Source organism: Sphingomonas sp. DMC8 (assembly GCF_056314185.1).
On the sequence record NZ_JBQUYV010000007.1, the window covers coordinates 127,859 to 154,131 of the forward strand.

Annotated in this window: 26 protein-coding genes and 2 pseudogenes; 14 read left to right on the top strand and 14 right to left on the bottom strand. The window is 58.8% G+C overall.

Annotation, left to right across the window (positions count from 1 at the left end; translation table 11 throughout):
* The first annotated feature begins 30 nt into the window (after positions 1-30).
* The 7 genes from ACT53K_RS15175 to ACT53K_RS15205 all read left to right on the top strand — a co-directional run bounded on the left by ACT53K_RS15175 (position 31) and on the right by ACT53K_RS15205 (position 4,958).
* Entirely contained in the window at positions 31-750 is a 720-nt protein-coding gene (locus ACT53K_RS15175) for an alpha/beta fold hydrolase (RefSeq protein ID WP_476229551.1), read from the top strand.
* A complete protein-coding gene (locus tag ACT53K_RS15180; protein ID WP_476229552.1) occupies positions 750-1,577 on the top strand; it encodes a tetratricopeptide repeat protein in 828 nt (275 codons plus the stop codon). The genes ACT53K_RS15175 and ACT53K_RS15180 overlap by 1 nt, the downstream gene beginning before the upstream one ends.
* Positions 1,578-1,642: 65 nt before the next feature.
* Positions 1,643-2,077, top strand: coding sequence for a VOC family protein (locus tag ACT53K_RS15185; RefSeq protein WP_476229553.1), 435 nt, complete (start codon positions 1,643-1,645; stop codon positions 2,075-2,077).
* A 2-nt stretch (positions 2,078-2,079) separates the two neighbouring features.
* Positions 2,080-3,123, top strand: a complete 1,044-nt coding sequence (locus ACT53K_RS15190) for an NAD(P)H-dependent flavin oxidoreductase (protein ID WP_476229554.1) — start codon at positions 2,080-2,082, stop codon at positions 3,121-3,123.
* On the top strand, positions 3,120-3,854 hold the full coding sequence (gene gloB / locus ACT53K_RS15195; RefSeq protein WP_476229555.1) for a hydroxyacylglutathione hydrolase: 735 nt from the start codon (positions 3,120-3,122) through the stop codon (positions 3,852-3,854). The genes ACT53K_RS15190 and gloB overlap by 4 nt, the downstream gene beginning before the upstream one ends.
* A 45-nt stretch (positions 3,855-3,899) precedes the next feature.
* On the top strand, positions 3,900-4,304 hold the full coding sequence (locus tag ACT53K_RS15200; RefSeq protein ID WP_476229556.1) for a hypothetical protein: 405 nt from the start codon (positions 3,900-3,902) through the stop codon (positions 4,302-4,304).
* A 72-nt stretch (positions 4,305-4,376) separates the two neighbouring features.
* A complete protein-coding gene (locus ACT53K_RS15205; protein WP_476229557.1) occupies positions 4,377-4,958 on the top strand; it encodes a class I SAM-dependent methyltransferase in 582 nt (193 codons plus the stop codon).
* A gap of 169 nt (positions 4,959-5,127) precedes the next feature.
* Here ACT53K_RS15205 and hslU read toward each other — a convergent pair whose 3' ends face one another.
* The 5 genes from hslU to ACT53K_RS15230 all read right to left on the bottom strand — a co-directional run bounded on the left by hslU (position 5,128) and on the right by ACT53K_RS15230 (position 9,771).
* On the bottom strand, positions 5,128-6,423 hold the full coding sequence (gene hslU, locus ACT53K_RS15210) for an ATP-dependent protease ATPase subunit HslU (protein WP_476229558.1): 1,296 nt from the start codon (positions 6,421-6,423) through the stop codon (positions 5,128-5,130).
* A gap of 52 nt (positions 6,424-6,475) precedes the next feature.
* Positions 6,476-7,042 carry an ATP-dependent protease subunit HslV gene (hslV, locus tag ACT53K_RS15215; protein ID WP_476229559.1) on the bottom strand — a complete coding sequence of 189 codons (567 nt, stop codon included), beginning with the start codon at positions 7,040-7,042 and terminating at the stop codon, positions 6,476-6,478.
* A 69-nt stretch (positions 7,043-7,111) separates the two neighbouring features.
* Complete coding sequence (locus ACT53K_RS15220; protein WP_476229560.1) at positions 7,112-8,227, bottom strand: helix-turn-helix domain-containing protein; 1,116 nt, start codon at positions 8,225-8,227, stop codon at positions 7,112-7,114.
* A gap of 61 nt (positions 8,228-8,288) precedes the next feature.
* Complete coding sequence (locus ACT53K_RS15225) at positions 8,289-8,807, bottom strand: hypothetical protein (protein ID WP_476229561.1); 519 nt, start codon at positions 8,805-8,807, stop codon at positions 8,289-8,291.
* Positions 8,808-9,174: 367 nt separating this feature from the next.
* The gene (locus ACT53K_RS15230; RefSeq protein ID WP_476229562.1) at positions 9,175-9,771 is read right to left on the bottom strand and encodes a tyrosine-type recombinase/integrase; all 597 of its coding nucleotides are present in this window, start codon (positions 9,769-9,771) and stop codon (positions 9,175-9,177) included.
* Between the two features lie 480 nt (positions 9,772-10,251).
* Between ACT53K_RS15230 and ACT53K_RS15235 the strand changes: the two genes are divergently transcribed.
* The 4 genes from ACT53K_RS15235 (at position 10,252) to ACT53K_RS15250 (ending at position 13,140) form a co-directional block, all read left to right on the top strand.
* Positions 10,252-10,887 carry a tyrosine-type recombinase/integrase gene (locus ACT53K_RS15235; protein ID WP_476229563.1) on the top strand — a complete coding sequence of 212 codons (636 nt, stop codon included), beginning with the start codon at positions 10,252-10,254 and terminating at the stop codon, positions 10,885-10,887.
* A gap of 305 nt (positions 10,888-11,192) precedes the next feature.
* Positions 11,193-12,407: a phage integrase gene (locus ACT53K_RS15240; protein ID WP_476229564.1), complete on the top strand. Its 1,215-nt coding sequence runs from the start codon at positions 11,193-11,195 to the stop codon at positions 12,405-12,407.
* Positions 12,408-12,446: 39 nt separating this feature from the next.
* The gene (locus ACT53K_RS15245) at positions 12,447-12,806 is read left to right on the top strand and encodes a type II toxin-antitoxin system RelE/ParE family toxin (protein ID WP_476229565.1); all 360 of its coding nucleotides are present in this window, start codon (positions 12,447-12,449) and stop codon (positions 12,804-12,806) included.
* On the top strand, positions 12,799-13,140 hold the full coding sequence (locus tag ACT53K_RS15250) for a helix-turn-helix domain-containing protein (RefSeq protein ID WP_476229566.1): 342 nt from the start codon (positions 12,799-12,801) through the stop codon (positions 13,138-13,140). Before ACT53K_RS15245 ends, ACT53K_RS15250 begins: the two co-directional genes overlap by 8 nt.
* A 112-nt stretch (positions 13,141-13,252) precedes the next feature.
* Here ACT53K_RS15250 and ACT53K_RS15255 read toward each other — a convergent pair whose 3' ends face one another.
* The 4 genes from ACT53K_RS15255 to ACT53K_RS15270 all read right to left on the bottom strand — a co-directional run bounded on the left by ACT53K_RS15255 (position 13,253) and on the right by ACT53K_RS15270 (position 16,533).
* Positions 13,253-14,155 (bottom strand): ArdC family protein, encoded by a 903-nt coding sequence (locus ACT53K_RS15255; protein WP_476229567.1) that lies wholly within the window; start codon positions 14,153-14,155, stop codon positions 13,253-13,255.
* Positions 14,156-14,394: 239 nt separating this feature from the next.
* Complete coding sequence (locus tag ACT53K_RS15260; RefSeq protein ID WP_476229568.1) at positions 14,395-14,907, bottom strand: sigma-70 family RNA polymerase sigma factor; 513 nt, start codon at positions 14,905-14,907, stop codon at positions 14,395-14,397.
* Positions 14,904-15,392 carry a hypothetical protein gene (locus tag ACT53K_RS15265; RefSeq protein ID WP_476229569.1) on the bottom strand — a complete coding sequence of 163 codons (489 nt, stop codon included), beginning with the start codon at positions 15,390-15,392 and terminating at the stop codon, positions 14,904-14,906. Before ACT53K_RS15265 ends, ACT53K_RS15260 begins: the two co-directional genes overlap by 4 nt.
* 220 nt (positions 15,393-15,612) lie before the next feature.
* Positions 15,613-16,533 (bottom strand): HEPN domain-containing protein, encoded by a 921-nt coding sequence (locus ACT53K_RS15270; RefSeq protein WP_476229570.1) that lies wholly within the window; start codon positions 16,531-16,533, stop codon positions 15,613-15,615.
* Positions 16,534-16,695: 162 nt separating this feature from the next.
* Here ACT53K_RS15270 and ACT53K_RS15275 point away from each other — a divergent pair, with 162 nt between their 5' ends.
* Together ACT53K_RS15275 and ACT53K_RS15280 are read left to right on the top strand one after the other, a co-directional pair.
* Positions 16,696-16,839 carry a hypothetical protein gene (locus ACT53K_RS15275; protein ID WP_476229571.1) on the top strand — a complete coding sequence of 48 codons (144 nt, stop codon included), beginning with the start codon at positions 16,696-16,698 and terminating at the stop codon, positions 16,837-16,839.
* On the top strand, positions 16,839-16,976 hold the full coding sequence (locus ACT53K_RS15280) for a transposase (RefSeq protein ID WP_476229572.1): 138 nt from the start codon (positions 16,839-16,841) through the stop codon (positions 16,974-16,976). Before ACT53K_RS15275 ends, ACT53K_RS15280 begins: the two co-directional genes overlap by 1 nt.
* A gap of 160 nt (positions 16,977-17,136) precedes the next feature.
* Here ACT53K_RS15280 and ACT53K_RS15285 read toward each other — a convergent pair whose 3' ends face one another.
* The 5 genes and pseudogenes from ACT53K_RS15285 to ACT53K_RS15305 form a co-directional block, all read right to left on the bottom strand.
* Positions 17,137-18,831, bottom strand: coding sequence for a hypothetical protein (locus tag ACT53K_RS15285; protein WP_476229573.1), 1,695 nt, complete (start codon positions 18,829-18,831; stop codon positions 17,137-17,139).
* Positions 18,828-20,969: a peptidase domain-containing ABC transporter gene (locus ACT53K_RS15290; RefSeq protein ID WP_476229574.1), complete on the bottom strand. Its 2,142-nt coding sequence runs from the start codon at positions 20,967-20,969 to the stop codon at positions 18,828-18,830. Before ACT53K_RS15290 ends, ACT53K_RS15285 begins: the two co-directional genes overlap by 4 nt.
* A 526-nt stretch (positions 20,970-21,495) precedes the next feature.
* The gene (locus ACT53K_RS15295) at positions 21,496-22,488 is read right to left on the bottom strand and encodes an FHA domain-containing protein (protein ID WP_476229575.1); all 993 of its coding nucleotides are present in this window, start codon (positions 22,486-22,488) and stop codon (positions 21,496-21,498) included.
* 62 nt (positions 22,489-22,550) lie between these two features.
* Complete coding sequence (locus tag ACT53K_RS15300; protein ID WP_476229576.1) at positions 22,551-23,792, bottom strand: HlyD family secretion protein; 1,242 nt, start codon at positions 23,790-23,792, stop codon at positions 22,551-22,553.
* Positions 23,793-24,090: 298 nt separating this feature from the next.
* Positions 24,091-24,957: pseudogene (locus ACT53K_RS15305) on the bottom strand (integrase core domain-containing protein).
* A 16-nt stretch (positions 24,958-24,973) separates the two neighbouring features.
* Here ACT53K_RS15305 and ACT53K_RS15310 point away from each other — a divergent pair.
* Positions 24,974-26,199 (top strand): annotated as a pseudogene (locus ACT53K_RS15310) (IS701 family transposase).
* The last annotated feature ends 74 nt before the right edge of the window (positions 26,200-26,273 follow it).

The window sequence follows — 26,273 nt, forward strand, 5'->3', positions numbered from 1 at the left end:
AGAAGCCCGTCCTGCGGCTAGAAAAGCGCGATGTCCGACGCCGCTGCCCCGCCCCGCCTCGCCTTTCATCACAGCCCGGGCGCCAGTCCCACCATCGTCTTCCTGCCCGGCTATGGATCGGACATGCAGGGGTCGAAAGTGCTCGCGCTCGAGGCCTGGGCGCAAGCGCGCGGTCAGGCGTTCCTGCGCTTCGACTATGCCGGCTGCGGCGCCAGCGACGGAGCGTTCGAAGACCAGACGCTCGCCTCGTGGCGCGACGATGCGCTGCGAATGCTCGACACGGTGGTGCAAGGCCCGGTGGTGCTGGTGGGCTCGTCCATGGGCGGCTGGATCATGCTGCTGGTGGCGGCGGCGCGGCTCGAACGCGTGACCGGCATGGTCGGCATTGCCGCCGCGCCCGATTTCACCGATTGGGGCTTTACGGCGGAAGACAAGCTGAAAATCCTGCAGGCGGGTCGCCTCGAGCAGCCAAGCGACTATTCCGATCAACCTACCGTCACTACGCGCGGATTCTGGCAGGCCGGCGAAGCGAACAAGGTGCTGGACCGAACGCTGGAATTCGACGGACCGGTGCGCCTGCTCCAGGGCCAGCGTGATGCCGAAGTGCCGTGGGAGCTGGCGCCCCGCATCGCCACCGCAATCCGTTCAGACGCGGTGCAGGTCTGGCTGGTCAAGGACGGCGACCACCGGCTTTCGCGCGAACAGGACATCACCCTGCTGCTTCGCGCCGTTGAGGATGTGATCGCCTGATGTTGCTGCCCCTGCTGCTCCTGATCCAGGACGCTACCGCCGCCCAGACGGCGCCTGCCAAGGCCGGCCCGCAGATCCGCGGCGCGCACCCGAAACCGCCGACGCCCGCAGCAAAGGCGCTGGCCCCGCAGGGCGAGCCGCCCCGCTTTGCCCAGTGCATGGACCTGGCAACGGGCGATCCCAATGCCGCGCTCACCAATGCAGTACAGTGGCACGCCGAAAATGGCGGCATGTTCGCGCGCCAGTGCCTGGCGGTCGCCTATAGCAACCTCCACCGCTGGGACTCCGCCGCTGGCGCGTTTGAGGAGGCCGCGCATGAAGCGGAGACCCAGCGCGATATCAAGCGCGCCGGCACCTATTGGGCGCAGGCGGGCAATGCCTGGCTGGCAGCGGGCAACGCCGCCAAGGCACGCGCAGGTTTCGACGCAGCGCTCGCGAGCGGCGGCGTGAGCGGGCTGGCCCTCGGCGAAGTCTATCTTGACCGCGCCCGGTCGCTGGTGGCCACAGGCGATTCCGCGGGGGCGCGGAAGGATCTCGACAGTGCGGTTGCTGCTGCCCCGGGCGATCCGCTGGCCTGGCTGCTGTCGGCCACCCTCGCCCGACGCCAGCAGGATCTGCCCCGCGCCCGCAAGGACATTGCCGAGGCGCTGCGGCTGGCGGGGGATGATGCCTCGGTTCAACTGGAGGCGGGCAATATCGCCGCACTGTCGAACGACGAACCGGGCGCCCGTGCAGCCTGGAATCGCGTGCTGGAACTCTCCCCCGGCAGCAAGCAGGCGGATGCGGCCCGTGCCGCGCTCGCCCAGTTCGGCGCGACGGAGAAATAGCCGGTCTGGCAGCGGCGCGGACGGCCTCCTATCTGGAGCGCCAAGGCATACAGGGAGTCGTCCGCGTGAAATATCTCCACACCATGGTCCGCGTCACCGATCCGGATGCGTCGATCCGCTTCTTCGAACTGCTGGGTCTCAAGGAAACGCACCGCATCACCAGCGAGAAAGGCCGTTTCACCCTGATCTATCTGGCGGCTGAGGAAGACATCGATCCGGAAACCGGGCGCGGCCGGGCGGAAGTGGAACTGACCCACAACTGGGATCCCGAAACTTATACCGGCGGCCGCAATTTCGGCCATCTCGCCTTCCGGGTCGACAATATCTATGAGACCTGCCAGCGGCTGATGGATGCCGGCGTGACGATCAACCGCCCGCCGCGCGACGGCCATATGGCGTTCGTCCGAACACCCGATGCGATTTCGATCGAACTGCTGCAGGACGGTCGCCTGCCGCCGCAGGAGCCCTGGGCATCGATGCCGAACACGGGCGAGTGGTGACGATGGCGCCACGGTTCCTGGCTGCGATCGGTGCGACGGTACCGATCGTCCAGGCACCGATGGCGGGGGCCGGCGGCGTGGCACTGGCCGTTGCGGCGATGCGCGGCGGTGCCGTCGGGTCGCTGCCCTGCGCGATGCTGGCACCCGAGGCTATCGCCGGGCAGGTGGCAGCAGTCCGGGCGTCAACCGGCGGGCCGCTGAACCTCAATTTCTTCTGCCACACGCTGCCCGACCCGCCCGACGAGCGTGGCTGGCGCGCGCTGCTGGCCCCCTATTATGCGGCAGAAGGCGTTTCGCCCGGGCCACCTCCGCCGCTGCGACGGCCGTTCGACGAAGCCGCCTGCGCAGCAGTGGAGCAGGCTCGGCCTGCCATTGTCAGCTTTCACTTCGGCCTGCCCGATACGCCCCTGCTCGCGCGGGTGCGGGCGACGGGGGCGCTGGTGTTCGGCAACGCCACCACGCCCGACGAGATGCGCTGGCTTGCGGCACAGGGAGTCGATGCGGTGATCGCGCAAGGGGCCGAGGCGGGCGGTCACGCCGGCTGGTTCCTTGGCGACCGGCATGTCCCGACACCACTCGCCGAACTGCTGGCAACGCCGGTCGCCGTGCCGGTGATTGCCGCCGGGGGCATCGTCAATGCCGACGACATCGCCGCGGCGCTTCGCCTGGGGGCTGCGGCCGTGCAGATCGGCACCGCCTATCTCGCCACGCCGGAAAGCAGCATCTCTACGCCTTATCGCGCCCTGCTCGGGACGCCGGCGGCTGCGGATGCGCGCTTCACCCGGCTGTTTTCCGGCCGTGAGGCGCGCGGCATCGTCAATCGACTGATGCGCGACCTGCCAGAGCCGCGCACCGATATTCCGCCCTTCCCCTATGCATCGGCTGCATTGGCACCGCTGCGTGTGCATGCGGAGGCATTGGGCCGCAGCGATTATTCGCCGCTCTGGGCCGGCGTCGGGGCAGCGCGCATTCGCCCAGAATCCGCCGATGGGCTCACCCGCCGCCTTGCAGCCGAAGTGGCCCAGTTGATGACGGAGACTCCATGACTGCACTCACCATCGTCCGCATACCGGCGCTGACGGACAATTATATCTGGCTTCTCCATGATTCCGCTTCCGGCGAGGCAGTCGTTGTCGATCCGGGCGTAGCCGACCCCGTGCTGGCGGAGATAACAGCGCGCGGCTGGACGCTCGGCGCGATCTGGAACACGCACTGGCACCCCGATCACATAGACGGCAATGCGGCGCTGAAAGCGGCCACCGGCTGCACCGTGCTTGCCCCGGCGGCCGAGGCGGACAAGATCCCCACTGCCGACCGCCTGCTGCAAGAAGGCGATGTCGTGTCGATCGGCGTGCACGATGCGACAGTGCTGGAAGTTCCCGCCCACACCGCCGGCCATATCGCCTATCATTTCGCCGAGGACGCGCTCGTCTTCGTCGGTGACACGCTGTTCGCGATGGGCTGCGGGCGGCTGTTTGAAGGCACGGCCGATCAGATGTTCGCCAACATGCAGCGGCTCGCCGCGCTGCCGGACGAGACCCGCGTCTATTGCGCCCACGAATACACCCTGTCCAACGCCCGCTTCGCGGTAGTGGCCGAGCCCGACAATCCCGCCACCGCCGCGCGGCTGGCGGCGGTCGAGCGGCTGCGCGCCGAGGACAAAGCCACCGTACCCATGACGATAGGCGAGGAACGCGCGACCAACCCCTTCATGCGCGCTGCCGACGCCAGGACGCTTGCCGAACGCCGCGCCGCCAAGGATAATTTCGCCGGCTGAGCCGTAGTGTCCGGAACGGCCCTGCGGCCGAAAGGAGAGCTTGTGATGCGCATGGTCCTGACGCTCGGCGCGCTGGCAGTCGCCGGATGTACCTCCAACGCCCAATATCAGGCAACGCGCGAGGCACAGGCCCGACGCGAACTTGCCGATGCGCTGGGCGACCGGGTCGCCGGCGCTCCGCAGGACTGCATCGATGCCAATACCAACACCGGCCCGCAGATCATCGACAGCCGCACCCTGATCTATCGCCAGGGCACGCGACTATACCGGAACGATCTGCCGAGCGAGTGCCCTTCGCTTGGGCCGCTCAACACGATCATCATCGAAATCCGCGGCAGCCAGATTTGCCGCAACGATCTGTTCCGTGTGCTGGAAGCGGGTGCGTCGATCCCCGGCGGCACTTGCCGGCTGGGCAAGTTCACGCCGTACACGCGGCCGAAGGGGAGTTGAAAGCTCCAACGCTCAGCTCTTGTTCTCCATGGTGAACGTCGTTAGGCGTAAACGTCACAAGAAGGGGGATTGATGAGCCGATTGAAGCGATTTCTGCACCTTCCTATTGGGGGTCTCTATTATGATTCCGCCAGGGCCTATAGCCGGTTTCTTGCCTCCAAGCTGAAAGAACACCCGAATGACCGGGCGCTTGCCTTCGCGGAAGCGATCGGCTCGCAGACCGTCGCCTTTTTTAAGGAGCAGGGCGACGGTCAGGTTGCGGTGCTGCGTCATCATGGCTTGGTGGACGGTATGGCCGTATACGACCTGGGTTGCGGCTGTGGACGCACCGCCCAGGCACTGCGCCGGTCCGGCTGGCAGGGCAGCTATACGGGCGCAGACATCGTCAAGGGCTTCATCGAAGAGCTGCAGCGCACCTGTCCAGACTATACCGGCCATATCCATCTTCAGCCGTCTCTAGTGGCAGAAGACGCATCACTGGACATGGTATATCACTGGTCCGTTTTTACGCACGTCTCGCCGGAGGAGTGTTTCCTCTATCTTCGGGACACGTTCCGCGTGCTCAAGCCGGGCGGCATTACTGTCTTCTCCTACCTCGAAATCGGCCACGAACCACACCAGATCGCCTTTGACAAGCGCGTGGAGCGGCTATAACGAGGCAAGCGGCAGGTCCTGCTGGACACATTCCTCCATCCTGACTGGATACGATTTTGGGCAACCCGAATAGGATTCGAGGAGCCCTCCTTCACCAGCGGGCAGGATGACACCAATCACCCGCCCTTCTGGCAAAGCCTAGTCGCAATGCGCAAACCAGGATAGCGCCTTACAGCACGTAACGACTCAAATCCGTATTCCGCGCCACGCTGGCGAGCTGCCGGTCGACATAGGCGGCGTCGATCACCAGTGCGCTGCCGGAGCGGTCCTCCGCCTCGAAACTGACTTCCTCGAGCAGCTTTTCCATCACCGTCTGGAGGCGGCGCGCGCCGATATTCTCGACCTCGGCATTCACCTCGGCGGCGATCTTCGCCACGGCGCGGATGCCGTCTTCGGTGAAGTCGATCGTCACGCCCTCGGTGCCGAGCAGCGCCGCATATTGCCGCACCAGGCTCGCCTTGGTGTCCGACAGGATCGCGACGAAATCCTCCTCGGTCAGCGCCTTAAGTTCCACCCGGATCGGCAGACGGCCCTGCAGTTCGGGCAACAAGTCGCTGGGCTTGGCGACGTGGAAGGCACCGCTCGCGATGAACAGGATATGGTCGGTCTTCATCGGCCCATATTTGGTCGCGACGGTGGTGCCCTCGATCAGCGGCAGCAGGTCGCGCTGCACGCCTTCGCGGCTGACCGAGCCGCCGCGCACGTCCGACACGGCGATCTTGTCGATCTCGTCGAGAAAGACGATCCCGTTCGCCTCGGCATCGGCCAGTGCGACGCGGCTCACCTCGTCCTGATCGAGGCGCTTGTCGGCCTCTTCCTCGACCAGCTTTTCCCAGGCTGCGCGGACATTGAGCTTGCGACGCTTCAGCGGGGCGCCGCCAAAGGCCTTGCCCATCATTTCCGACAGGTTGATCATCTGCGCGCCCGCGCCGGGAATCTCGAACGGCATCTGCGGCGCCTGTTCGACTTCGATCTCGACTTCGGTGTTATCGAGCAGCCCCTCGTGAAAGCGCTGCCTGAACGCCTCGCGGGTCGCGGTGCTCGAATCCTTGCCAGTCAGCGCATCGAGCAGCCGGCCCATCGCCGCTTCCTCGGCCTTGTCCTTCACGGCCGCGCGGCGCCGTTCCTTTTCCAGCCGGATCGCTTCCTCGACCAGATCGCGGGCGATCTGCTCCACATCGCGGCCGACATAGCCGACCTCGGTGAACTTGGTGGCTTCGACCTTCACGAACGGCGCATCGGCCAGCTTCGCCAGGCGGCGGCTGATCTCGGTCTTGCCGCAGCCGGTCGGCCCGATCATCAGGATGTTCTTGGGCGTCACTTCGTCGCGCAGCTCGGGCGCAAGCTGCTGGCGGCGCCAGCGGTTGCGCAGCGCCACGGCCACCGCCTTTTTGGCGTCTTTCTGGCCGATGATATGCGCATCGAGCGCAGCGACAATCGTCTTGGGAGTAAGGTTCTGATTCATCTATTTTTCTTCTGGCGAAGTTTAGGAAGTTTAGGCTCGGAGCGCTTTTTCGTCAGGCCGCGCTGTCGAGCGTTTCCACGGTCAGCCGGTCGTTGGTGTAGACGCACAGCTCGCCGGCGATCGCCATCGCCTTGCGGGCGACGACTTCGGCATCCGGTTCATATTCGATCAGCGCGCGGGCAGCCGAGAGTGCGAAATTGCCGCCCGATCCGATCGCGGCGACGATGCCATGTTCATGCGCTTCCGGCTCCAGCACATCGCCATTGCCGGTGATGACCAGGGTTACGTCCTTGTCGGCAACCAGCAGCATCGCTTCCAGATTGCGAAGATATTTGTCGGTGCGCCAGTCCTTGGCGAGTTCCACCGCCGCGCGCAGCAACTGGCCGTGGTGGCGCTCCAGCTTGGCTTCCAGCCGCTCGAACAGGGTGAAGGCATCGGCGGTGGCGCCGGCAAAACCGGCGATCACCTTGCCGTCGCCGAGCGGACGGACCTTGCGGGCATTGGGCTTCATCACGGTGTTACCGGCCGAAACCTGGCCGTCGCCCGCAATCACCACCTTGCCGGATTTGCGCACGGAGAGGATCGTCGTGCCGTGCCACGCATTGCTGTTGTCGTTCATGGACCGGCATATGGGAGCCCGTTCCGGGAACGCAAAGGGGCAGGCGTCGGAGAACCGCCCTGCCCCGCCTCAGGCGGCCGCGCGGCTCTGGCGCGCCAAGGGCTCGGGTGCGGCGAAGGCGGCAACATCGGCGACCGTATCCCCCGTCGCCAGCCGCGATTCGACCAGTGCATCGCCCAGTTCGGCAATCGCCGCCAGCGCCGCTTCGGACATGCGATACCCTTCGCCGCGCGCGCTTTCGATCGGATTGGGCATGCCGCCATCGGCGAACTGCTTGCGCAGCTTGCACACGGTGACCTTCAGCGAAGCGGGGGTACAGCCGAGCGCCGCCACCAGTTCGGACACTTCGACGAAGCGGCCGGGATTGCTGCCCAGCAGCAGCATCAGGTGCAGCACCATGCCGCCACGCTGACGGATCAATTCCAGGAACATGCCCTGCACATCCGCCTCGCGGCCCTTCTGCCGCTTGGCCTGGCTCGCACCGCCGGGGGCGGATGAATGATGGAGCACCGCGAGCAGGCGCAGGCCCGGGCGCAAGCCCTGCAGCCCTTCCGCCCCGCCTTCGGGCGCAGCTTCTTCCGCGCCGGCTTCGCCCGCATCATTATCGACCTGCCACGCCGCGGCGGGCACCTGGACCAGCGCCGCGGGCGGCGGTGCAGGCGGCGTCGGGACCGGCAGTGCCCGCAGGCGCGCGGCGCCATCGCGCTGGCAATGCGCTGCAATTGCCTCCGCCGCCTGGGAAGACAGGGTATAGGCCACGCCGATCGTACGGAGGTCGGCGCGCAGACCGAGCGGCAGCAACGCAGCCCGGACTTCGCAGATCATCGTCGACAGACCGGCAGAAGTCGTTTCCAGCGCGCGGATCAACACCGCCCTGTGCACCAGCTTGTCTGCGTCGTGCATCAGCCGGTAGAGCAGCCGCGCCGCCTTGGGCGTCTTCAACTGCAGCGCATCGCGCAGCGCCGTCGGCAGCACCGTGCCCTGGGTCTCGAACTGTTCGAGCATGCGGCGCTCGCGCCGGGCAAGGTCCGCAAGCTCGTTGGCGATGGCGACGCATTCTTCCTGGCGGTGCTTGGGCGCCGCAACGGTGATGGCGTGAAACAGGCGGTCGGCCAGCGCTTCCAGTTCCAGGCGACCGATCAGGCTGTTCGGATGCTTGGCGGCTTTTTCAGTCAGAACATGCATGGAAACCGTCCTTCCGGCGCGGGGGCCGGCGCATCACGAGTTGAAGAGAGGAGCCACCGGATCACGACAGCAGCCAGGCAATCGCTGCCCAGAGCAGCAGCGACGCAGGCACCGCGACCAGCAAGGCGCGAAACGGGCCGAGGTCGCGATCCGGGAAGAGCCGTTCGGTCTCGCAATCGGATAGCGGACGCGCATCGGGATCGCGGAATGCCGCGTCGATACCCCGCGGCTTCACGACCGAAAAACGTTCGACACCGGCACGATTGCGCCGCACCCGCGGGACGGAAAACGAGGGAAAATGGCCTGTACCGGCGGCGTCTCGCCCGGCAGCGCCGTCGCCGCCCGCGTTGCCAATATGGACTCGCTCCGCAAGCGCCCCGCCACGGAAAGTGCCGGTGCCAGTCGCCCGTTCGATGAACGCGAGCGCCTCTTCGATGGGAACCGCTGCATCGCTCGCCCGGCTTTCCGCAGCCCGGTCGAGCGCCGCCGCAAGCATGCTATCGCCCGGCTCGGCGCGGTCGGGCGCGTAGCGCAGCCGGACATGGGGCCGACGCCCCCGCTTGCCGATGGTCAGGCGCATCGGCGCGCGAGACCGGCTCGCCCGGCCTCGTCCCAAGTATAGAAGGTTAATTGTTGGCTCTCAGGACTCGCAAAATCCTTGGCAAACTTGCTGGGAAAGGCGGAAATCGCAATCGTGCCGGCACCGGCAAAAAACCGAGGCACCGACGCACGTATACGAAAATTTCCCTTTCTTTCCAACATCATGCAAGCCCACCAGCAAGTCCAGAATCGAAACTGCTAGCGTGACGAAATACTGCAAAATGTATCGTTGCGCAATGGCGCCACCCTGGGCGCGCGCAAAAGATTTCGCCAAATTGTTAGCTTGGCGAAACAGGTGCTTACGGGAAGGTTCGGGGACGCCTCGCGACGGAGGCGCCTTGAATTATTCAGCCATTGTGGTCGTTGATCCTGAAGTTTCGGTTCCACATGCGGGAAGCAATCTCAAGCTCTTCGGGGCCGATAGCGCATGTATAGATGGCAGTGGTGCGCATGTCTGCGTGCCCTAGCCAGCGCTGTACCATGTTGAGCGGCACACCGGATTGAATGGCGGATACTCCAAATCCGTGCCGAAACCCGCGCGCACTAGCCTGATTGCCGGCAATTCCGGCATCTTCCATTATCCGATTTAGCTTGCGCCACGCAGTCATGCGCGACCAGGGCCATAGCCGCTGCCCGGGCGGGAGCGCGGGAAGATCGTGCACTCGCTTCAAGGTTTCGATTAACTGTACTGGAACCGGAATGGTTCTAAATATTCCGCGCGATCTTTTCTTAAGACTTTCAATTATGATTGCCTGCGAGCTTGCATCAACGCCCCCCGCCGTAAGCATCAGGGCCTCGGTAACGCGACAACCTGTCACCGCCAGCGTGAGAGAGAAAGTATAAAGCTCCGGACCGGCGCGCACCGCCTCCGATAAAATCTTGGATCGCTCCTCCGCGGTCAGATATTTACGCTTTCCATCCCTGGAGAAGACAAGATTTATCATTTCAATCCCCTCGTTAATTCTTACCCTACCTGAACGTCACCCACGCCAAGCGAAGCACGAAAATCGTTCAAAAACCGCCATTTGTGACACTATGCAGTATAGTGTAACATTAACAATTATATATGTTAGTTAACCTGGCATTCGGTCGATTTTTGCTAAACGTCCCCCTGACGCCGGCCCGAACGCCCGAACGCCCGCTTTGCTCCATAAGCGGGCAGAAAACGCCAGAAACACCCATTTCAGGCGGTTTCGCTATTGAAACGAGTTATCACGTAAGTTACCTTAGTTGCACAACCGCGATGCCTTCTATAATGGGAAGGTATGCCGGTTTCTCGGCGCGGGGGCCCTCGGGAAGACCAGCGGACTGCCGGAATATGAACTCGAAACCCCGTGTCGGCGTGCGTCGGCGCGCAGGAAGCTTGCGGGACTTGACGGACGATGCAGTGGTCACCCTTTGATGGCTATGGCAGACGCAAATATGTGAACCGCACGGAGGTGCTGCGTTTCCTTGCCGCCACCGCGGTGGAGCGCACGGATGTCGCCGTTTTCTGCCGCCTGCTCGCCGAAACGGGTTGCCGCATTTCCGAGGCACTGGCGCTCAGCGCAAACCGCGTTGATGTGCAGGACGGGCTGGTCGTTTTCGAAACGCTGAAGAAGCGCCGGGCCGGCATTTTCCGCGCGGTTCCAATCTCCCGCGAACTGGCCGAGCAGCTATGCGCGCTGCCGGTGACGGTGCCGGGCGGGCGACTGTGGCGCTGGTCGCGGATGACGGCATGGCGGCATGTCAGCCGCGTGTGCGCCGCAGCGGGCATCACCGGCCCGCATGCCACACCCAAGGGCTTCCGCCACGGCTTTGCCGTGGGCGCGCTGGGCGCCGGCGTGCCGCTCAACATGGTGCAACGCTGGCTGGGCCATTCGGACCTGCAGACCACCGCGATCTACGCCAACGCTGCAGGGCCGGAGGAACTCGCCCTCGCCGAACGGCTGCGCCTGCATTATCTGCCGAATATTGAGGAAAGCGGCCAGGACCTGGCCGCCGCCGAAGCCGAAGTTGCGTTGATGCCCGACTGGCCGGAAGACCCCGAACTGATCGAAATGGACAATCGCCGGGGGTGACACGCCACGCGCCACTTGGCGGGTAGCATTTATTTTCGCTTTTCAGGAAATTGGTCGGGGCGACAGGATTCGAACCTGCGACCCCCACACCCCCAGCCCCAAATTTGAAGGCTTTGAACGCCCCCGAATGCAACACAAAAACTTGCTAATTACAGTAGCTTATGCCACCTTTTAACCGTTGAGGTTGTTGCGTTTGGATGCTGCTTGTTCCGCCTCGTTGCAGCAAGTTGCACCACCAGCGCACCACCAAAATTGAGTCGATTCGGCTGGCGAGACGCTCGATGCGAACTGTTCTGACACAAGCCATGATCGAGAAGATGGTCAATCCGGTTAGGCCGGAAGATCACCGTGACGCACGCCTCAAGGGGCTGGTGCTGCGCGTCATGCCAAGCGGCGTCAAATCCTTCTATTGCGAGTTCGCCCGTGGCAAGCGTGTGTGGCTGGGCAGAGCCGATGCCGTGGGTCTGGCCGAAGCGCGGGATAGCGCCCGCGTGATCCTGTCCGAAGTCTATCGTGGCATTGATCCGATCGAGGCGCGCAAACCCAAGCAGGGTGTACCGACCTTTCGTGATTTCCTAGACGGCGATTATGCCGTGTGGGCCAGAGCCAATCAGAAAGCCCATGCCCAAAATCTCAAGCGGCTGACGACGGCTTTCAAGGCATTGCTCGACAAGCCGCTCGACAAGATCACCGGGCTGGATGTCGAACGCTGGCGCGCGAGCGAAATCGAGCGAGGCTTGAGCCTAGAAACGATCAATCGCGATATTTCGTCGATCAAGGCGGCTTTCAACCGGGCAGTAGATTGGGAATTGATCGGAACCAACCCGCTGGCCAAGGTCAAGAAATCGCGCACCGACGATTGCCTCAAGGTCCGGTTTTTGAGCGATGCCGAGGAAGGCCGGCTACGTGCCGCGATCGATGCCCGCGAGGAACGCCGCCGCGCCGAACGCGATTCCGCCAATCATTGGCGGCGAGAAAGGGGCTATGTGCAACTGCCCAGCCTGCGCACGGTCATGTTCACCGATCATGTGAAGCCGCTGATCCTGCTGTCGATCAACACCGGCTGCCGTCGCGGCGAGTTATTCGATCTCCAATGGTCGAACGTCGATCTCGATCGGCGCATCCTGACCGTAACCGGAGCGACTGCCAAATCGCGGCGCACACGCCATATCCCGCTCAACCGTGAAGCCACGCGCGTGCTGCAAGGCTGGCGGGCGCAGGTGGAAGAAGAGAACGGGCTGGTCTTCGTCAATGACGCAGGCAAGCGGTTTGATCGCGTCAACTTTTCATGGCGGCATTTGCTCAAGGACGCGAATATCACCGCGTTCCGCTGGCACGACATGCGCCATCATTTCGCGTCGCGTCTGGTGATGGGCGGCGTAGATCTGAACACCGTGCGCGAGCTACTGGGGCATTCCGACTATGCGATGACCCTGCGCTATGCCCACCTGGCACCGGAGCATAAGCTGAAAGCGGTGGAGGTGTTGGATCGCCGAACGTCGCTGGCGGCGGTGGCCTGAACGGTCTCAAATTGACTTTGTTGGCAGATTTGACTACATATGGCGAAATCACGTAACACGCTCCGCACAGTCTCTTGGATCAAGGCGGCGCGGCGAGATTTTGAGGCGTTTCCTGCGCGCGCCATGGATCGAGCATTCGATGCCCTGACAGTGGTGGCCGATGGCGGAACGCCGGACATTGCCAAGCCGCTTGCCGGGCTGGGTGCCGGTGTGTGGGAACTGGCGATCAAGGAGCGCGGCGACGCCTATCGGGTCGTCTATGCGCTGCAACTGGGCGATGATATCTGGGTGGTTCATGCCTTCCAGAAGAAATCGACCAGGGGAATTGCGACGCCGCGGCACGAAATCGACCTCGTGCGCGAGCGGATCAAGCGGTTGAAGGAAATGCTCGATGGCTGACCAAGATGACGATTTCGAACTGGTTCGCGGTTCGGGCAATGTCTTTGCCGATTTCGATCAACCCGATGCCAGTATTCGCCAATTTCGCGCGATCCTCGCCGCTGAAATCGTCAAAACGCTCGATGCCGAGCGGCTCACGGTGCGCGATGCCGAAGCGCGCACCGGCATATCGGCTGCGGATTTTTCGCGTATCCGTCAGGTCAAACTCGACCGTTTCACCATCGACCGGCTGTTGCGGATTCTCGACCGGCTCAACCGGGATGTTCGAGTGAAGATTTCCGTCGCGCCGCGTGCGGGTGGGAAGCGAGCTTCGGTTTCGCCGCTCGCTGCCTGAAACAGTCTCTCTGTCCCACTTCGCGACCGAAGGGAGAGGCCGGCGCATGGGGTCGGTGGGTGGGACAAACGAAGTGGCCACCCCTTTCCGGGGTGGCCTCATTATAGATCGTCTATGCCGCTTCCTTGATCGCTTCGGGACTCGCCAGCTGGTGGAGATAGGCAACGGCGCGTTCGGCATGGGCGGCGGCTTGCACGATAGCGCGAGTGTCGTTTTGCAGGACCTTGATCCAGCTTGCGATATAGCTGGCATGATCGGGGCGCGGCTCGATGCCAAGCACAAGATCGGCGGCAAGAAAAGCTGCGCCAAGCTCAGCGCATAATTCCTCGCGGGCATAGCCTGCATCGCCCCATTTCTCGCGCCCAAAGCTGCGGTCGAGGCGGCTCTCATGCCGAGTCCAATGCACGGTTTCATGGCCCCTGGTGGCGTAATAGCCGTGCGCATCATGGAACGCTGCGAAGGGCGGTAGCTGGATGCGGTCTGCTGACGGCATATAATATGCTCTGTCGCCGCCATGGTTCACGGTTGCTGGGATGCTGGCAAAGAATGCCTCGGCAGCCGCGATGCGCTCCGCCTCCGGCGTTGGTTCCGGCACGATATGGAACCGTTCGGGCAGCCCGTCGATCTGCGCCACGTTGAACACGGTATAGGTTTTCAGGAAACGGAAGCCCTGCTCCCGATCCTCGCCGCTGGCGTCGTCATGCACGGTCTTGGTGCTGTCGCCATAATAGACCACTGTTGCACCATGCTCCCCCTTTCGCACCTGCGCGCCCAAGGCGTGCGCCTGTTTGTACGTCATCCATGATGGGGCGACAAAGCCGGACGCCTGCGCCTCGATCCACAAGAGGAGGACATTGATCCCGCGATAAGGCTGGCCGGTGGCGCGCAAGGGGCGAGTCTGCCCGGACGTGGCCATGTCACCGCCGCTCCACGGTTTCAACCAAGGGCGCGCGCCCTGCTCAAGCTCGGCCAAGATGCGGTCCGTAATGCGGCTGTGAAGGTCTTGCCTAGTCATTGCTGTTACTCCCTTCCGATCCGCGCAGGGGTCATGCCGCGCATGACCCCTGCCGACCCGGCGAGGGGCGGAGAGAGTGGGGGCAAGGTCCGGTGCCGGGGGTGGTGCGGGCGCAGCGCAGCGAGCCACGGCCCCAAAGCGGCACCTTGCAGGGAGAGAGAGGCAGCGCCTCTTTCTCCCTTGAAAATAAGTAATGTTGCGCCGCTGGCGGCGCTCAATCTTCGGATTAGGAAGCAATCCTATAGTTGATGCGTAGAAGCCGTTCTGCGGCACCGCGCCAATGCACGCATCATATGGTATTCGACGCCGTCATAGCCGAGGCCGACCTGTTCGGAGATTTCCGCATAGGTCATGCATTTCAGCCGATGCATCAGGAAAATGCGGCGGGTTTTTCGCGGCATGGCCAGAAGTGTTCGTCGATAGACCTTCCGAACATCGCGCTCCTCAATCCGCAACGCTTGTTCGGGAGGCACCGGTGCATCCCTGCCCTCGTCGATCGGACACCAGGTGTTCTGCGGCGATGTCCTCCGGCGCGCGCGGTCAATGAGAAGATTGCGGGCGCACCGGACGAGATAGGCTGGCGGATTCTCTAGGTGTTCGGCCACGCCCGCAGCGAACAGCTTGATGAAAACCTCCTGTGCGAGGTCAGGAGCATCGTCCCCGCCCACCCGCTTTCGGAAGAAGCGCAGGACCCGTGCATATTCTGCCCGGTACAGTCCCTCAAACGCAGCCGTGGAGCTGGAGCGAGTCATCGCCCTGCCTCCCCACGTTCGCGTTCGTTCAACGGCGCGTCGCGTGAAGCGCGGTAGAGCGTTATGCCCGCCTCGATGCGGTCGAGGATGAAGGTGTCGCGTTCGATCCCGGCGATGCGGATGTCGGCCTTGGAGTAGATGCCGAAAGCGACCGCGCACCGGCTACCGAGTTCGCTGTCGATGACATCGCGCACCCGCTGCCAGCAGCGCCCATCCTTGAAGGCGGGATGGTTGACGACGATCCAAAATTCATAATCCGAGAACTGGAGGGTGTGCCGGTCCTCATACCAGGAACGGCGCGCATAGGGACCGATCAGGATAATCCGCCGAATCTTACCCGGCTGGGGTGCGTGGACCTTTCCGGGTTCGAAGCAGCCGCGAATGATGCGCGCGATGCGTTCGATCTCGTTCTGCTTGCGCCGGACCAGATGGCGGACGCGCGCCATCACGACCTCGCGCGCATAAACGTCGGTAGGGGATGTCATTTGCAGCTCGCACACCGGCGGTCCGCGCATTCGGGCGCGGATGGTGCAAGCGGTGTCCACTGTGCGCCGCCATCGCGGCTTGCAGCAACTGCCCGACCTTGTTGGCCGGACCTACATGATGCCTGGCAGGGTTATCCCCGAGATGGCCGCCAGTCCTTCCATCCCGTACTTCCGAATATGCCAGACAAGGAGATACCGGGCAAGCTGTCTGGCGGTATCGCTATTTCCCAGCGGCGGCTTCCAATTCAGCGACTCGTTCAGAGCAGACCTGATAAACGACACGGCCCAGTTCCTCGATCCGCTCTCCGAGCCATGCCAGTTCTTCCTCGCTGATCCGGTAGTGCTTGGAATAGCGGGCCTTCGTATAGGCCTCCTTGAGCTTCTGAAACATCGCGCGTTCGCGGCGCGTGGTTTCAGGCCAGATTCCGTAGAGGCGACGGTCGAGCCCCTCGGCCAGCGACCGCAGGAACGCGATGTTGTGGTTATAGGGCGCATAAAACGTCAGCGTGAGCAGCAAGCACGAGTAAAGGCGTTCGGCCGTCTGGTGCAAGTCAAACGCAGAGTCTTTTAAATACCCTTTTCCGATGCCGAACTTTGCGAACTCAAAGCGCTTCATTGCAGAAGGAAAACCTTCGTCAAAATACTCCTTTGTCGCCTGTAGCGCCTGCTGCGGTGTCTTTGGCTTCGGCTGTTGCAACTCCCGATCGTCGACTTCGTAGAGCGCAATCCCATCCTTAGCGACTTCCATGAAGAACACACGACCGTGGGCAAGGCCGTCGTTCACCTCGTGCAGCGAATGGACGACGAAATTGACCGGCGTGCGCAGCGTCTTCTCGATGGTGTAAGCCCGGATCAGCCGTTCCTCAGCCTTGGCCCAATAAGCCGCCCGGTCCGTCAGTTCCCCCTGACTGACAATGATGAGGATATCATAGTCGGACTTGTACTGGTTCGCCGACAGCGGCGCATCGACCCAGTCGCCCCGCGCGTGGCTGCCAAAAAGGATGACCTTCAGGATGCGCGCGCCCTTTCGGGGGCCGGTGGCATTCCCGATCGCGTCGCGAAACTCTTCGAAAACGACCTCGACGATGCGCTCAAGCTCGCGCCGCTTTGCCGCGGGAAGATGGTCGATGTCGGTGCGCATTGGCACGATCCTTTCGGCATTCCCCTTGTTTGGCAAGCGCAATTGCAGCGAGGGGGGCGCCTCCATTTACCGCTCGCCAAAACGGTTTTCAGATGCTCCACTGGCTCCTGCCAGCGGGGGCGAACGATACGGCAATCGGGGCTTTTCGGGTTATCGGACCACATGAAGCGCTTGTCGGCGGACGGCGATCCGCTGGAGGTGCTGGCCCGGGTTGTGGATTTTGAAGCGTTTCGACCAACCTTGGTTGGAGCGCTGGCCTACTCGTACGGCGCCAAGGGGGTCGTCCGCCGCATGATCTGGTGGTGATGCTGAAGGTGCTGGTGCTGGCCGCGCAGAACAACGTGTCCGATGCCCGCATGGAATGGCTGACCCGCGACCGGCTGAGCTGGCTGCGCTTCCTGGGCTTCGACCTTGGCGCGGCAGCACAATATAGATTCACATGATTCGCGAAATGCTCAACAGATACATCACGCACAACACGCTATCGAAAACTGCGTAACATATCTCGCGATACAAAATAGTTTATCTAAAAATTAAAACCTTTCTAGTCATTATTCGTACGTGAATTTGAAAATGAGACCAAAAATGGAAATTAAGTGGCCATCACCCCTTATCTTTTCGCCGGATCACCCCTAGTATCACCGGCGAGACTAACCAAAGCAACAAAATGAAAAGCATCGCAGGCCCAACCGAACGACAAATTACCATTAACACAGATACGAAACATACAACATATAGATAAATATCACCAACTCTAATACAAATCTTGCCCCCTTCACTCTGAGCAAACGAACGCCAAACCAACATTCGTTTACTACGTAAAAAATTGAACATCGTCCGTAATATAGCATCCAGATTCATCAGCGCATGCAGCGGAGCGTTAATTAACTCAAAAACCAAAATTAACAGATATATAATAACCGCCCTAAATGCTAAGACGAATTTATCATCCGACATTCTAGCTATCGTACAGAGAGACAAAATTATACGAACGCCCTCACTGGAATATGCGGTGAGGATGAAAGCGCATAATTCTACAGCGCTACAATTAATACCGATAACGATGATACCAATACTCAAACCCAGAGGTTGCAAACTTCTACGTGCGTCGCCAAGCGCAACTAACCAACCAAAAAGCGGAAAATGATATCCACGGCTTCCTCTGGTGATCATTAGTAAGAGATTTTGCCAGTCGCCGCGAACCCAACGATGGGCCCGTTCACGCAAGATAGAATGATTAGAGGGCATATTCTCGATCACGGTCGCGTAGGGGGTAAAGCCGGTACGCACCACCAAACTCTCCCACATATCGTGGGAAAGAACTCGCCCGACAGGATATATATCTTTAAAAACCGAATAGCACGCCCGGATATTATACGCCCCTTTACCAATATACTTAGCTAATCCAAACGCGTCGAATATTGTATTCCTAGAATCCAATATGACGGACCTCTGGCAGCTTAAGGGCATGATTATCCCATACCCGGAATCTGCCTTATCACCCAAATTACGCAAATCCGGCGTATTACTTGGATGGGAAATCGTGGCAGCAAGGATATGTGCAGAGCCGGGAGACAAAATATTATCATCATCGAGGACGATAGCGTAATTTATCCGATCTAGATCAGCATCATAGTGGCCGGAGACAACGCGAAGATTGGAGCGGCCGGTACAAACTAGTTCAAAGAACTCTAAAAGCTTGCCCATCTTTCGCTCCCATCCCATCCACACATGCTCACTGGGGGCGAATCGCCGTTCTCGCGTCATTAAAACGAAAGGCGCGTGTCCTTCACGCCGATAAGTATGATTGAGCCGTTCAATCGCGCTAGATAGATCACCTAGTAAACCACGCTCCTCATCATTTAAATCCTGCTCACTGCTATCGAGTGGGTCGACAAGAATTACGAACTTAACCCGAAAGTCATTTACATTTCGAAAATTCAGATCAATGCGATTGGAGAGCTGTAAAACTTGCTCTCTGCTGATTAAAAGTGTCGGTATGACCACCGCGACTTCAGCCATCGGGGCAAGATTTAACGCCAAGTGAGGCAGCTCGCGGCGCGGCAGCAAACGGAGAAAGTGCTGACGAACTATATCGCTCGCAGCTTGGTTGAACGTTAGCAAAAGTGCAATTGTGAATAGAACATTTTCCCCGAACCCTAAATTCGAGTTAAGCCGAACAAACGGACATACCAATACCACAGTTATAAAAAAAATACCGACACAGTAAAGAAATAGCACCCCAAATCGGGACCGCGTGATTCCCATTAAGGGGATAAACAGTGCGGCGAAAATCACAATAGCCCCTCCGATCTTACGTCCGCCACTTCCACTATCCGCCCTTTGACCAACGCCACGACTCTATTAGCCATACGAATTGCATCTGGCCGGTGAGCGACAATAATGCGAGTGATCCCAAGTTCTGAAATAGAACGATTAATTATGGACTCGGTCTGAATATCAAGGTGCGCGGTACCCTCATCAAGAAAAAGGATTTTTGGTCTATGATACAGCGCGCGCGCTAACAACACACGTTGTTTTTGGCCAACGGAAAGTGCTGACCCCATGTCACCAACAAGAGTCTCATAACCCATGGGAAATTTCATAATGTCATCATGAATGCATGCGATGCCAGCGACCTCCTTGACCCGATCCATATTTATTTCTGGATCGAAAAAACTAATATTCTCGGAAAGGCAGCCCGCATACAAAACATCTTCTTGAAGAACCGCCCCGATTTGCCTACGGTACCGACGCAAACCGTACTGCAGCAATTTTTCCCCATCGATCCGAATTTCGCCCGATTGTGGAGGATAAAAACCTAACATCAATTTCAATAATGTTGATTTTCCACCGCCAGATGGCCCGACAATCGCCACAGCTTGGCCCGGCTCAATTTTTAAATCTACTCCTTTCAACACGAAATCCTCGCCAACTCCATACGTGAAGTGAACGTTTTTCAACTCGATCGCGCCCGTAAATTCAGTGTTACAATTTGAACTATTGACCCGCCCTTCGACTTCGGGTGGCGCAAGAGCAATGTCCGCAATTCGCAGGAGGTGCATGTCTATCAAACGAAATTGCACCCACTGCCCGATTAACCGATTAGCCGCACCCAAAAATTGTTGCTTATAGGCCTGGAACGCGAATATCATTCCCACAGTGAACTTAGCATCTATAACCATACTGACGGCGAAAAACACGAACAAAATATTTTCCAGAGCCGCCACACTGTTGCTAACTAAATCAAACCAGATCTGTATCCGGCTCATAACAATATTTGAGTTTACAACGCGCGCGCGTTTATTCTGCCAGAGCCGGTGTCGATCTCCCTCTCGGGCGAAGAGCTTGATCGCGGCCATGCCGCGCACCGTTTCAATCATTGTCGAGGTTTCAGATGCTCGCGCCGAGATAACGCTAACGTTGGCGAGCTGCAATGAGCCGAACCATAGAACTCGAACAATGATGTAGATGCCAACACTCGCGGCCGCTAAGCTCGCAAGTAAAGGTGAATAGAAAAACATCAAGGCCAGCGTGACAAGGCTCATTGCGCCGTCAAGCAAAGCTGCAACCAGACCATGGGTCAGTATTTCAGTTATAGGCTGCGTAGATTCGAACCGTGATATTATGTCCCCGGTGTGGCGCTTCTCAAAATAGCCCATCGGAAGGCGCAGCATCTGCTTAAAAATATTGTTAACTAACTGAAAACCTAAAGCTGCACCGAACTTTATCAGTACAATTTCGCGCAACGTACGAGTAAATAGACCAATAGCGGAAACTCCGGCAAACCCCAAGGTTATCGCCATCAGGAAATCTTTGTCGAGTGCCGGGGCAGCATTATCGACCGCAAGTTGGAGATAAAATGGCTCTGCGAACGTGAGCAACTGCATTAACGTAGAAAATAGTAATATCTGTAGAAAGACGGGTCGCAGCCCCACTATATTTGACCACATCTGATTTATTTTAAACGGAACTTTCTCACGACCACGTCTAAAATTATGTGAAGGAGTCATCTCCAAAGCGATCCCCGTGTAGGACCGCGACATTTCTTGCTTTGTTAATGAACGCTCGCCTAATGCCGGATCATTCAACAAATAATGTTGCCCCGAGAGCCGCCTTTTAACCGCCTTCAGAACCACGAAGTGATTTAAATTCCAGTGCAATATGGCCGGGCACTGCACATCTTGGAGTTCCTCAAGTTCAGCTTGCAACGGTCTGCATATCATGCCCAACTCATCACCAACGTCCATTAAGCCCCTTAATGTCATTCCCTTCATTGAGATTGGGTAACGTCGGCGCATTGTTGCTAGATCAATATCTAGTCCATAGAATGCTGCAACCATGGCGACGCACGCTATACCGCACTCTGCGCCTTCCGTCTGGCGAATTGTTCGTAGGCCGCGTCGAAACTGCATTTCAAGTTCGCCTAAGCGCATCTATTCAAGATAAAAACCGGGCCAACTACATGTTCGTTATAGTGCCTAAGCCACTCCCCAATCTCAGGTATTACAACATATAAAAATGCCGAAGAATCGCTCTTCGGCGGACTATATGAGCTGTAGCCGCCGCGCTTTATACCAATGAATGAAGCTTGCCCGGCGATTTGATGGCTATCGCTCTCAAATTCGCCATGCCTTATATAATACGCGTGTTCTGATTCGGAAATGGGCAAAAGGCTTGTATTTAATACCGAACCAGCGTCTAACGCAAAGTAATATGTCTTACCGCTCTTCGACGAGTATAGATTCAGAATAAGTCGACCTTTATAACCTCCGCCCGTTGCGCTAAAGTTCAACGTATAGCCGCCTTTGTCTGTCGACACGTAGTTAGACTTGATCAGTGCGCAGTTCGCAAAATTTCGGGCGCTAGCACTTTGCGGAAAACCTGAAAAGATGGCGCAAATTGCGATCAATGCCGCGTGTAATTTCTGCATGTCAACCACTCCAGAATTAGACGTAATATTTATTTCGCGATCGAGGGGTTAAGCATGTTGTATTTTGCGTTCCAGTCATCAGTGTATTTATTCCCCGTTACTGGATTCACCGCATTCCAGTTGACAGAGTTATTTCCTAGTTCATGCTTTATTTCGAAGTACGACGCGAAGCTCATCGTATTGGGAATAGTATTATTTGCTCCGCCAGCTGCAAAACGCGCTTCATAATTAGATATATCATTAAAAATAGCTGCTATCTGATCGCCGGCGTTATTTATACTCCCGCTCTCGCCTAAGTCGTCCCACGTCGTTTGATTATACTGGAACAGGCCAATATGACTTCCATTCGTCGCGCCTTGTGTGAAGCGGGACTCGTAAAAAGCGTCTGCAAGCGCGATCCGAATTGCTCCCTGGTCACCCCCATGCGCATATCCGTAATCGACAATTTGCTCGGCCGCTTGGATTTGATCCTGGCTCAAATTTAGGTTTGGACTATATCCAAAAAGATGCCCGCCGGGCGTTTTTAGCGTTACATTGCCATTTTGAAATTTTCGGTCGGACACAATTGTGCCGTTTGCAGAGCCGGATAAATTAGCAGCGTTGAAATCATTAAGATGATTCTCCGCTAAGGAGTATGTTGCTACAGCTCCCGTTACGATAATAGTGCCGCTGTCGCCACTATTATTGATTTGCTGGATTATCGCGTTCGTATTTCCCGCAAGAGATGCGGAAATGACGCCATCATTCTGGTACGTCTGGCCCCCATCGTGCGAGTTAAATACCGTAACGGTCCCGTCGCCATTGCTTATAGTTCCCGCATTATACTCTACCACGGCGCTTTCTGCTTGTGCTGATGCATACCCGTTTTCAAATGCGAGCACCTCACCCATGGCGCCTAGACCATAGGGATCGCTGCCACTGGAGCCCAGTGAGCCTGACGCGACCCATCCACCTCCTGGGAAGTAAGTCACATGTACTCCACCAGATATTATCATCAATTCGTCCATAGTTAATATACGCATATTTTATCCTTTCCAATTTTTTTGATTAATTCTAATGTCGACATTTTTTTATACGACCTCTATCAAATCCGAGACCTAACCGCTTTTATAGGTTCTATCGCCCAAGCGAAGAAGGATCGTCGATCAAGAACAATGAGTGCACTAAGAGTCATGCCTGGTTGCAGAGAAACCTGCTTACCAAACGCTTCGACTTTCTGAATTGGGAGCGCAACACGGAGACGATAAACGGGTTCCTTAGATGAGATGGGTGCATCTATTTCGTTCGGCGCCAGTACGGCGTGAGAGATTTCAGTGATGTACCCCTTGAAGCTACCAAAGCGTTGATAGGGAAAGGCATCATACATAATTCTCACCTCCTGTCCCTTTCTAGCGAACCCGATCGCGCGGGTGGGCGCGTATAGCTCCACAGCCATCTGAACTGCATCCTCAACGATCATCATTATCGGGATCTGCGTTGTGACATTAGAACCCCTGGTGATCTGCAAGCCAGAAACTCTACCCGCTATTGGCGCTGTAATTACGTAAGCACGAACATTTTCAACCGATATTCGTTTTTCTGTGAGATTTGCATCTCCACTTTGCAAATCGTTTATTTTAGCGGCCGTTTGCGCTGGAAGCTCTGCAAGGGTCAACTGAGCTTGTCTTAGATTTGCTACCAATTGAGCCCTCGAAGCTTCTAACTGCTGTAACTCCTCCTGCTGTGTCAGTAAGGCTTGTCGCCTTGCCTCATATTGAAATTTACTAACATAGCCACTAGTGACGAGTGTAGACAGAGGCTCGAAACCATCCCTAGCTGATTCGACCATCTCTTTTTGCAGAGAGATTTGACGTTGATTTAGCGCAAGTTCTTCTCTATATTCTTTAATGCTGGAAGACAATTTTGCGCTATCTTCAGCTTGAGTCTTCTGCGAAAGACCTATCTGGCGGCTCACCAGTGCGTGTTGTAGATCAATGGCGTTGAGTTCAGCCCCACTTGGATCGCTACGAGCTTCCGAGGATTGTGCAACAAGGATTGTGGCAAGGGGCTGCCCGACCTTGACATGGTCGCCCTCATGGACCTGCAGCCTTATTACAGTGCCCGGTCGAGTGGGTACAATCCGTGTGAGCGCACCATCGGGAACAACGCGCCCTATGACCAGTTCAGTGCGAGCGTACTGACCAGTCAAAGCACATATTAAGGAGGTCAATACTATTGTTAATAATAGACCTATGAGCACCCAGTTCGAAAGAGTAGACGTCAGCACGACTTCGCCGTGAAGGCGATATACTTGCTTTTCATAGACTTCTGAGCGAAATAACCGCATTAATTCACGCGATTGCCAGAAGCGGGCGAAGCATGCATACGTTTCTATCCTTTAGATGCCAAGCTAGCTCAGAATACGCTTGAGTCAATTCGGCAATTGAGAACACGGTGCTTCCCGGTCGCATAAATCGCTCCGCGCTTACCGGATGCCGCTGGTTGTAGCGCACTCCCGCAGCATCGATGTGTTAGCTGCACACGGGTTCCTGGACCTCAACTCAAGGTGTTTCTTGGAACCGGAGGGTGATGATGCGCCGACGGAATTTCAACCGCGGTCGAAACTTAAGGCGTTAAAGCTGGAATTAGGTGTGTGGTCCCAGCTTGTGATGGCCGGGTTTTACGATAAAGGCGTCGGACTTTGATTTCCATAGCGCGTTGATGGCGTCATAGGGCGTCCTGAACTTCAAAGCCTTGAGCTGCTTGGCGAAGTTGTAGGCAATGAGCCAGTCGGCGATGTGTCGTCGCAGTTCCTGGATCGATGCGTACTGGAAGGACTTGGTGGACGCTTCCTTGATTATCCTGGCCATCCGTTCGGCCTGGCCGTTGGTCCAGGGATGATACGGCTTGGTAAGGCGATGCTCGATGCCGTTGTCTTGGCAGGTGCGACCGAAAATGTGGCCAATCCACGTGTGCGACACGCCTTGGTCCCGATCGACGAACCGCACGCCGTTGTGGGTCAGGATGGTGTGGATCGGATAGGGCACTGCCTTGATGAGCACCTTGAGGAACGCGGCAGCCGCCAGCTTGGTCGCTCGGCGATGTCGATGTGGAAATACCCGATCTCGTAGCCTTTGAACTTCTTGGGCTTCTCGCGGTCGGCCTTGGGCAGGCGGCTGATGCCATGACGCTGCAGACAGCGGTGTAGGGACGAACGCGTCAACTGCGGGATCACATCCTTCAGCGCGACGAAGACGTTCATCCAGTGGCAGCCGGGCCTGTACGCACAGCGCCACGATGGCGACTTCTTCCATCGGCGAGAGCACCGTGCTGCGGCGTTCCTTCGGCCCCATCGGCATATCTTCCACAGACCGTCGATGCCGCCACTTCAGGACTGTTTTCTCGTTGATCCCGTATCGCTTCGCGAGGCTCGCGACCGAAGCTTGCGATCGCTGTAGCTCGCCTCGAATGGCGTGCGTGGTCTTGGCGCTGCCGTGAAGAATCTGGCCCATAGCTCCCTCCGCTGCGATGGCGATAAATCTACACCATCACATGCTGGGACCAAACACGCGACGTCGGATGTGTCCGGCCTATATCGCCGGCCTGATCGGTCCTGGTGACCGCAAGAGCATCCAGCAGATGGCAGCACGGGCCGAAGCGCTCAGCTATGACCGGCTCCACCATTTCATCGGGGCGGGGCTTTGGGACAGGGCGCCGCTGGAGGTGACGTTGTGGCGACAGGCGGATGCGCTGGTTGGCGGTGACAAGGCCTGGCTCATCATCGACGATACGGCGCTCCCCAAGAAGTGGAAGGCCTCGGCCGGTGTCGCGCCGCAATACGCCACGGTGCTGGGCAAGAACGCGAACTGCCAGACCCTGGTGTCGGTGACGCTGGTCTCGGGGGAAGTTCCGCCCATGCTGGGCCTGCGACTGTTCCTGCCGGAAAGCTGGACCAACGACCTGCCCCGGATGGCAAGGGCGGGCGTGCCCGAAGCGTTCCAGGCCTATCGCACAAAGCCTGACATCGCCCTTGAGGAGATCGACCGCGTCCTGGCTGCCGGTGTGCGTTTTGGCTGCGTCCTCGCGGATGCCGGCTACGGCGTGTCAGCCCCCTTCCGGCAGGCGCTCAGCGCTCGAGGATTGTGCTGGGCCGTCGGCATTCCCCGCCATCAGAAGGTCTATCCCGCAGACGTGCAGTTGATCTTTCCTGTGGCGGGACGTGGAAAACCGCGGGTTCGGCATGTGCCCGATGTCAAATCCCGAGCCGCCCATGCCATGCTGGAAGAGGCGAAGTGGCGGCAGATCAGTTGGCGCCGAGGCACCAAGGGCCGTCTGAAGGCTCGCTTTGCCGCCATGCGTGTGCGCATCGCCGATGGCGCGCCCCAGCGGATCGGCCCTGCTGGCGCACAACATATGCCAGGCGAAGAGGCCTGGCTGGTGGGCGAGCATCGCTCCAGCGGCGAGCGGAAATACTATCTCTCGAACCTGCCCGCCGACACGCCGATCAAGGATGTCGCCGGCGCCATCAAGGCGCGCTGGATCTGCGAACAGGCGCATCAGCAACTCAAGGAGGAACTCGGTCTCGACCATTTCGAAGGTCGCTCGTGGACCCGGCTCCATCGCCATGCGCTCATGACCATGATCGCCTATGCTTTCCTGCAAACACGAAGGCTCGCTCAGACGGGACGGAAAAAAAGACTCTCCGGTCCGCCACCGCAACCGAGTCTGCCGGCTGTCCGTCAGGCCATCCTTGATCGCCTGCTACGCCCGCCGCCGCGCCAACGTCCGCACTGCGGAACGTCGCTGCCACCACCGCATCCCACAGTTA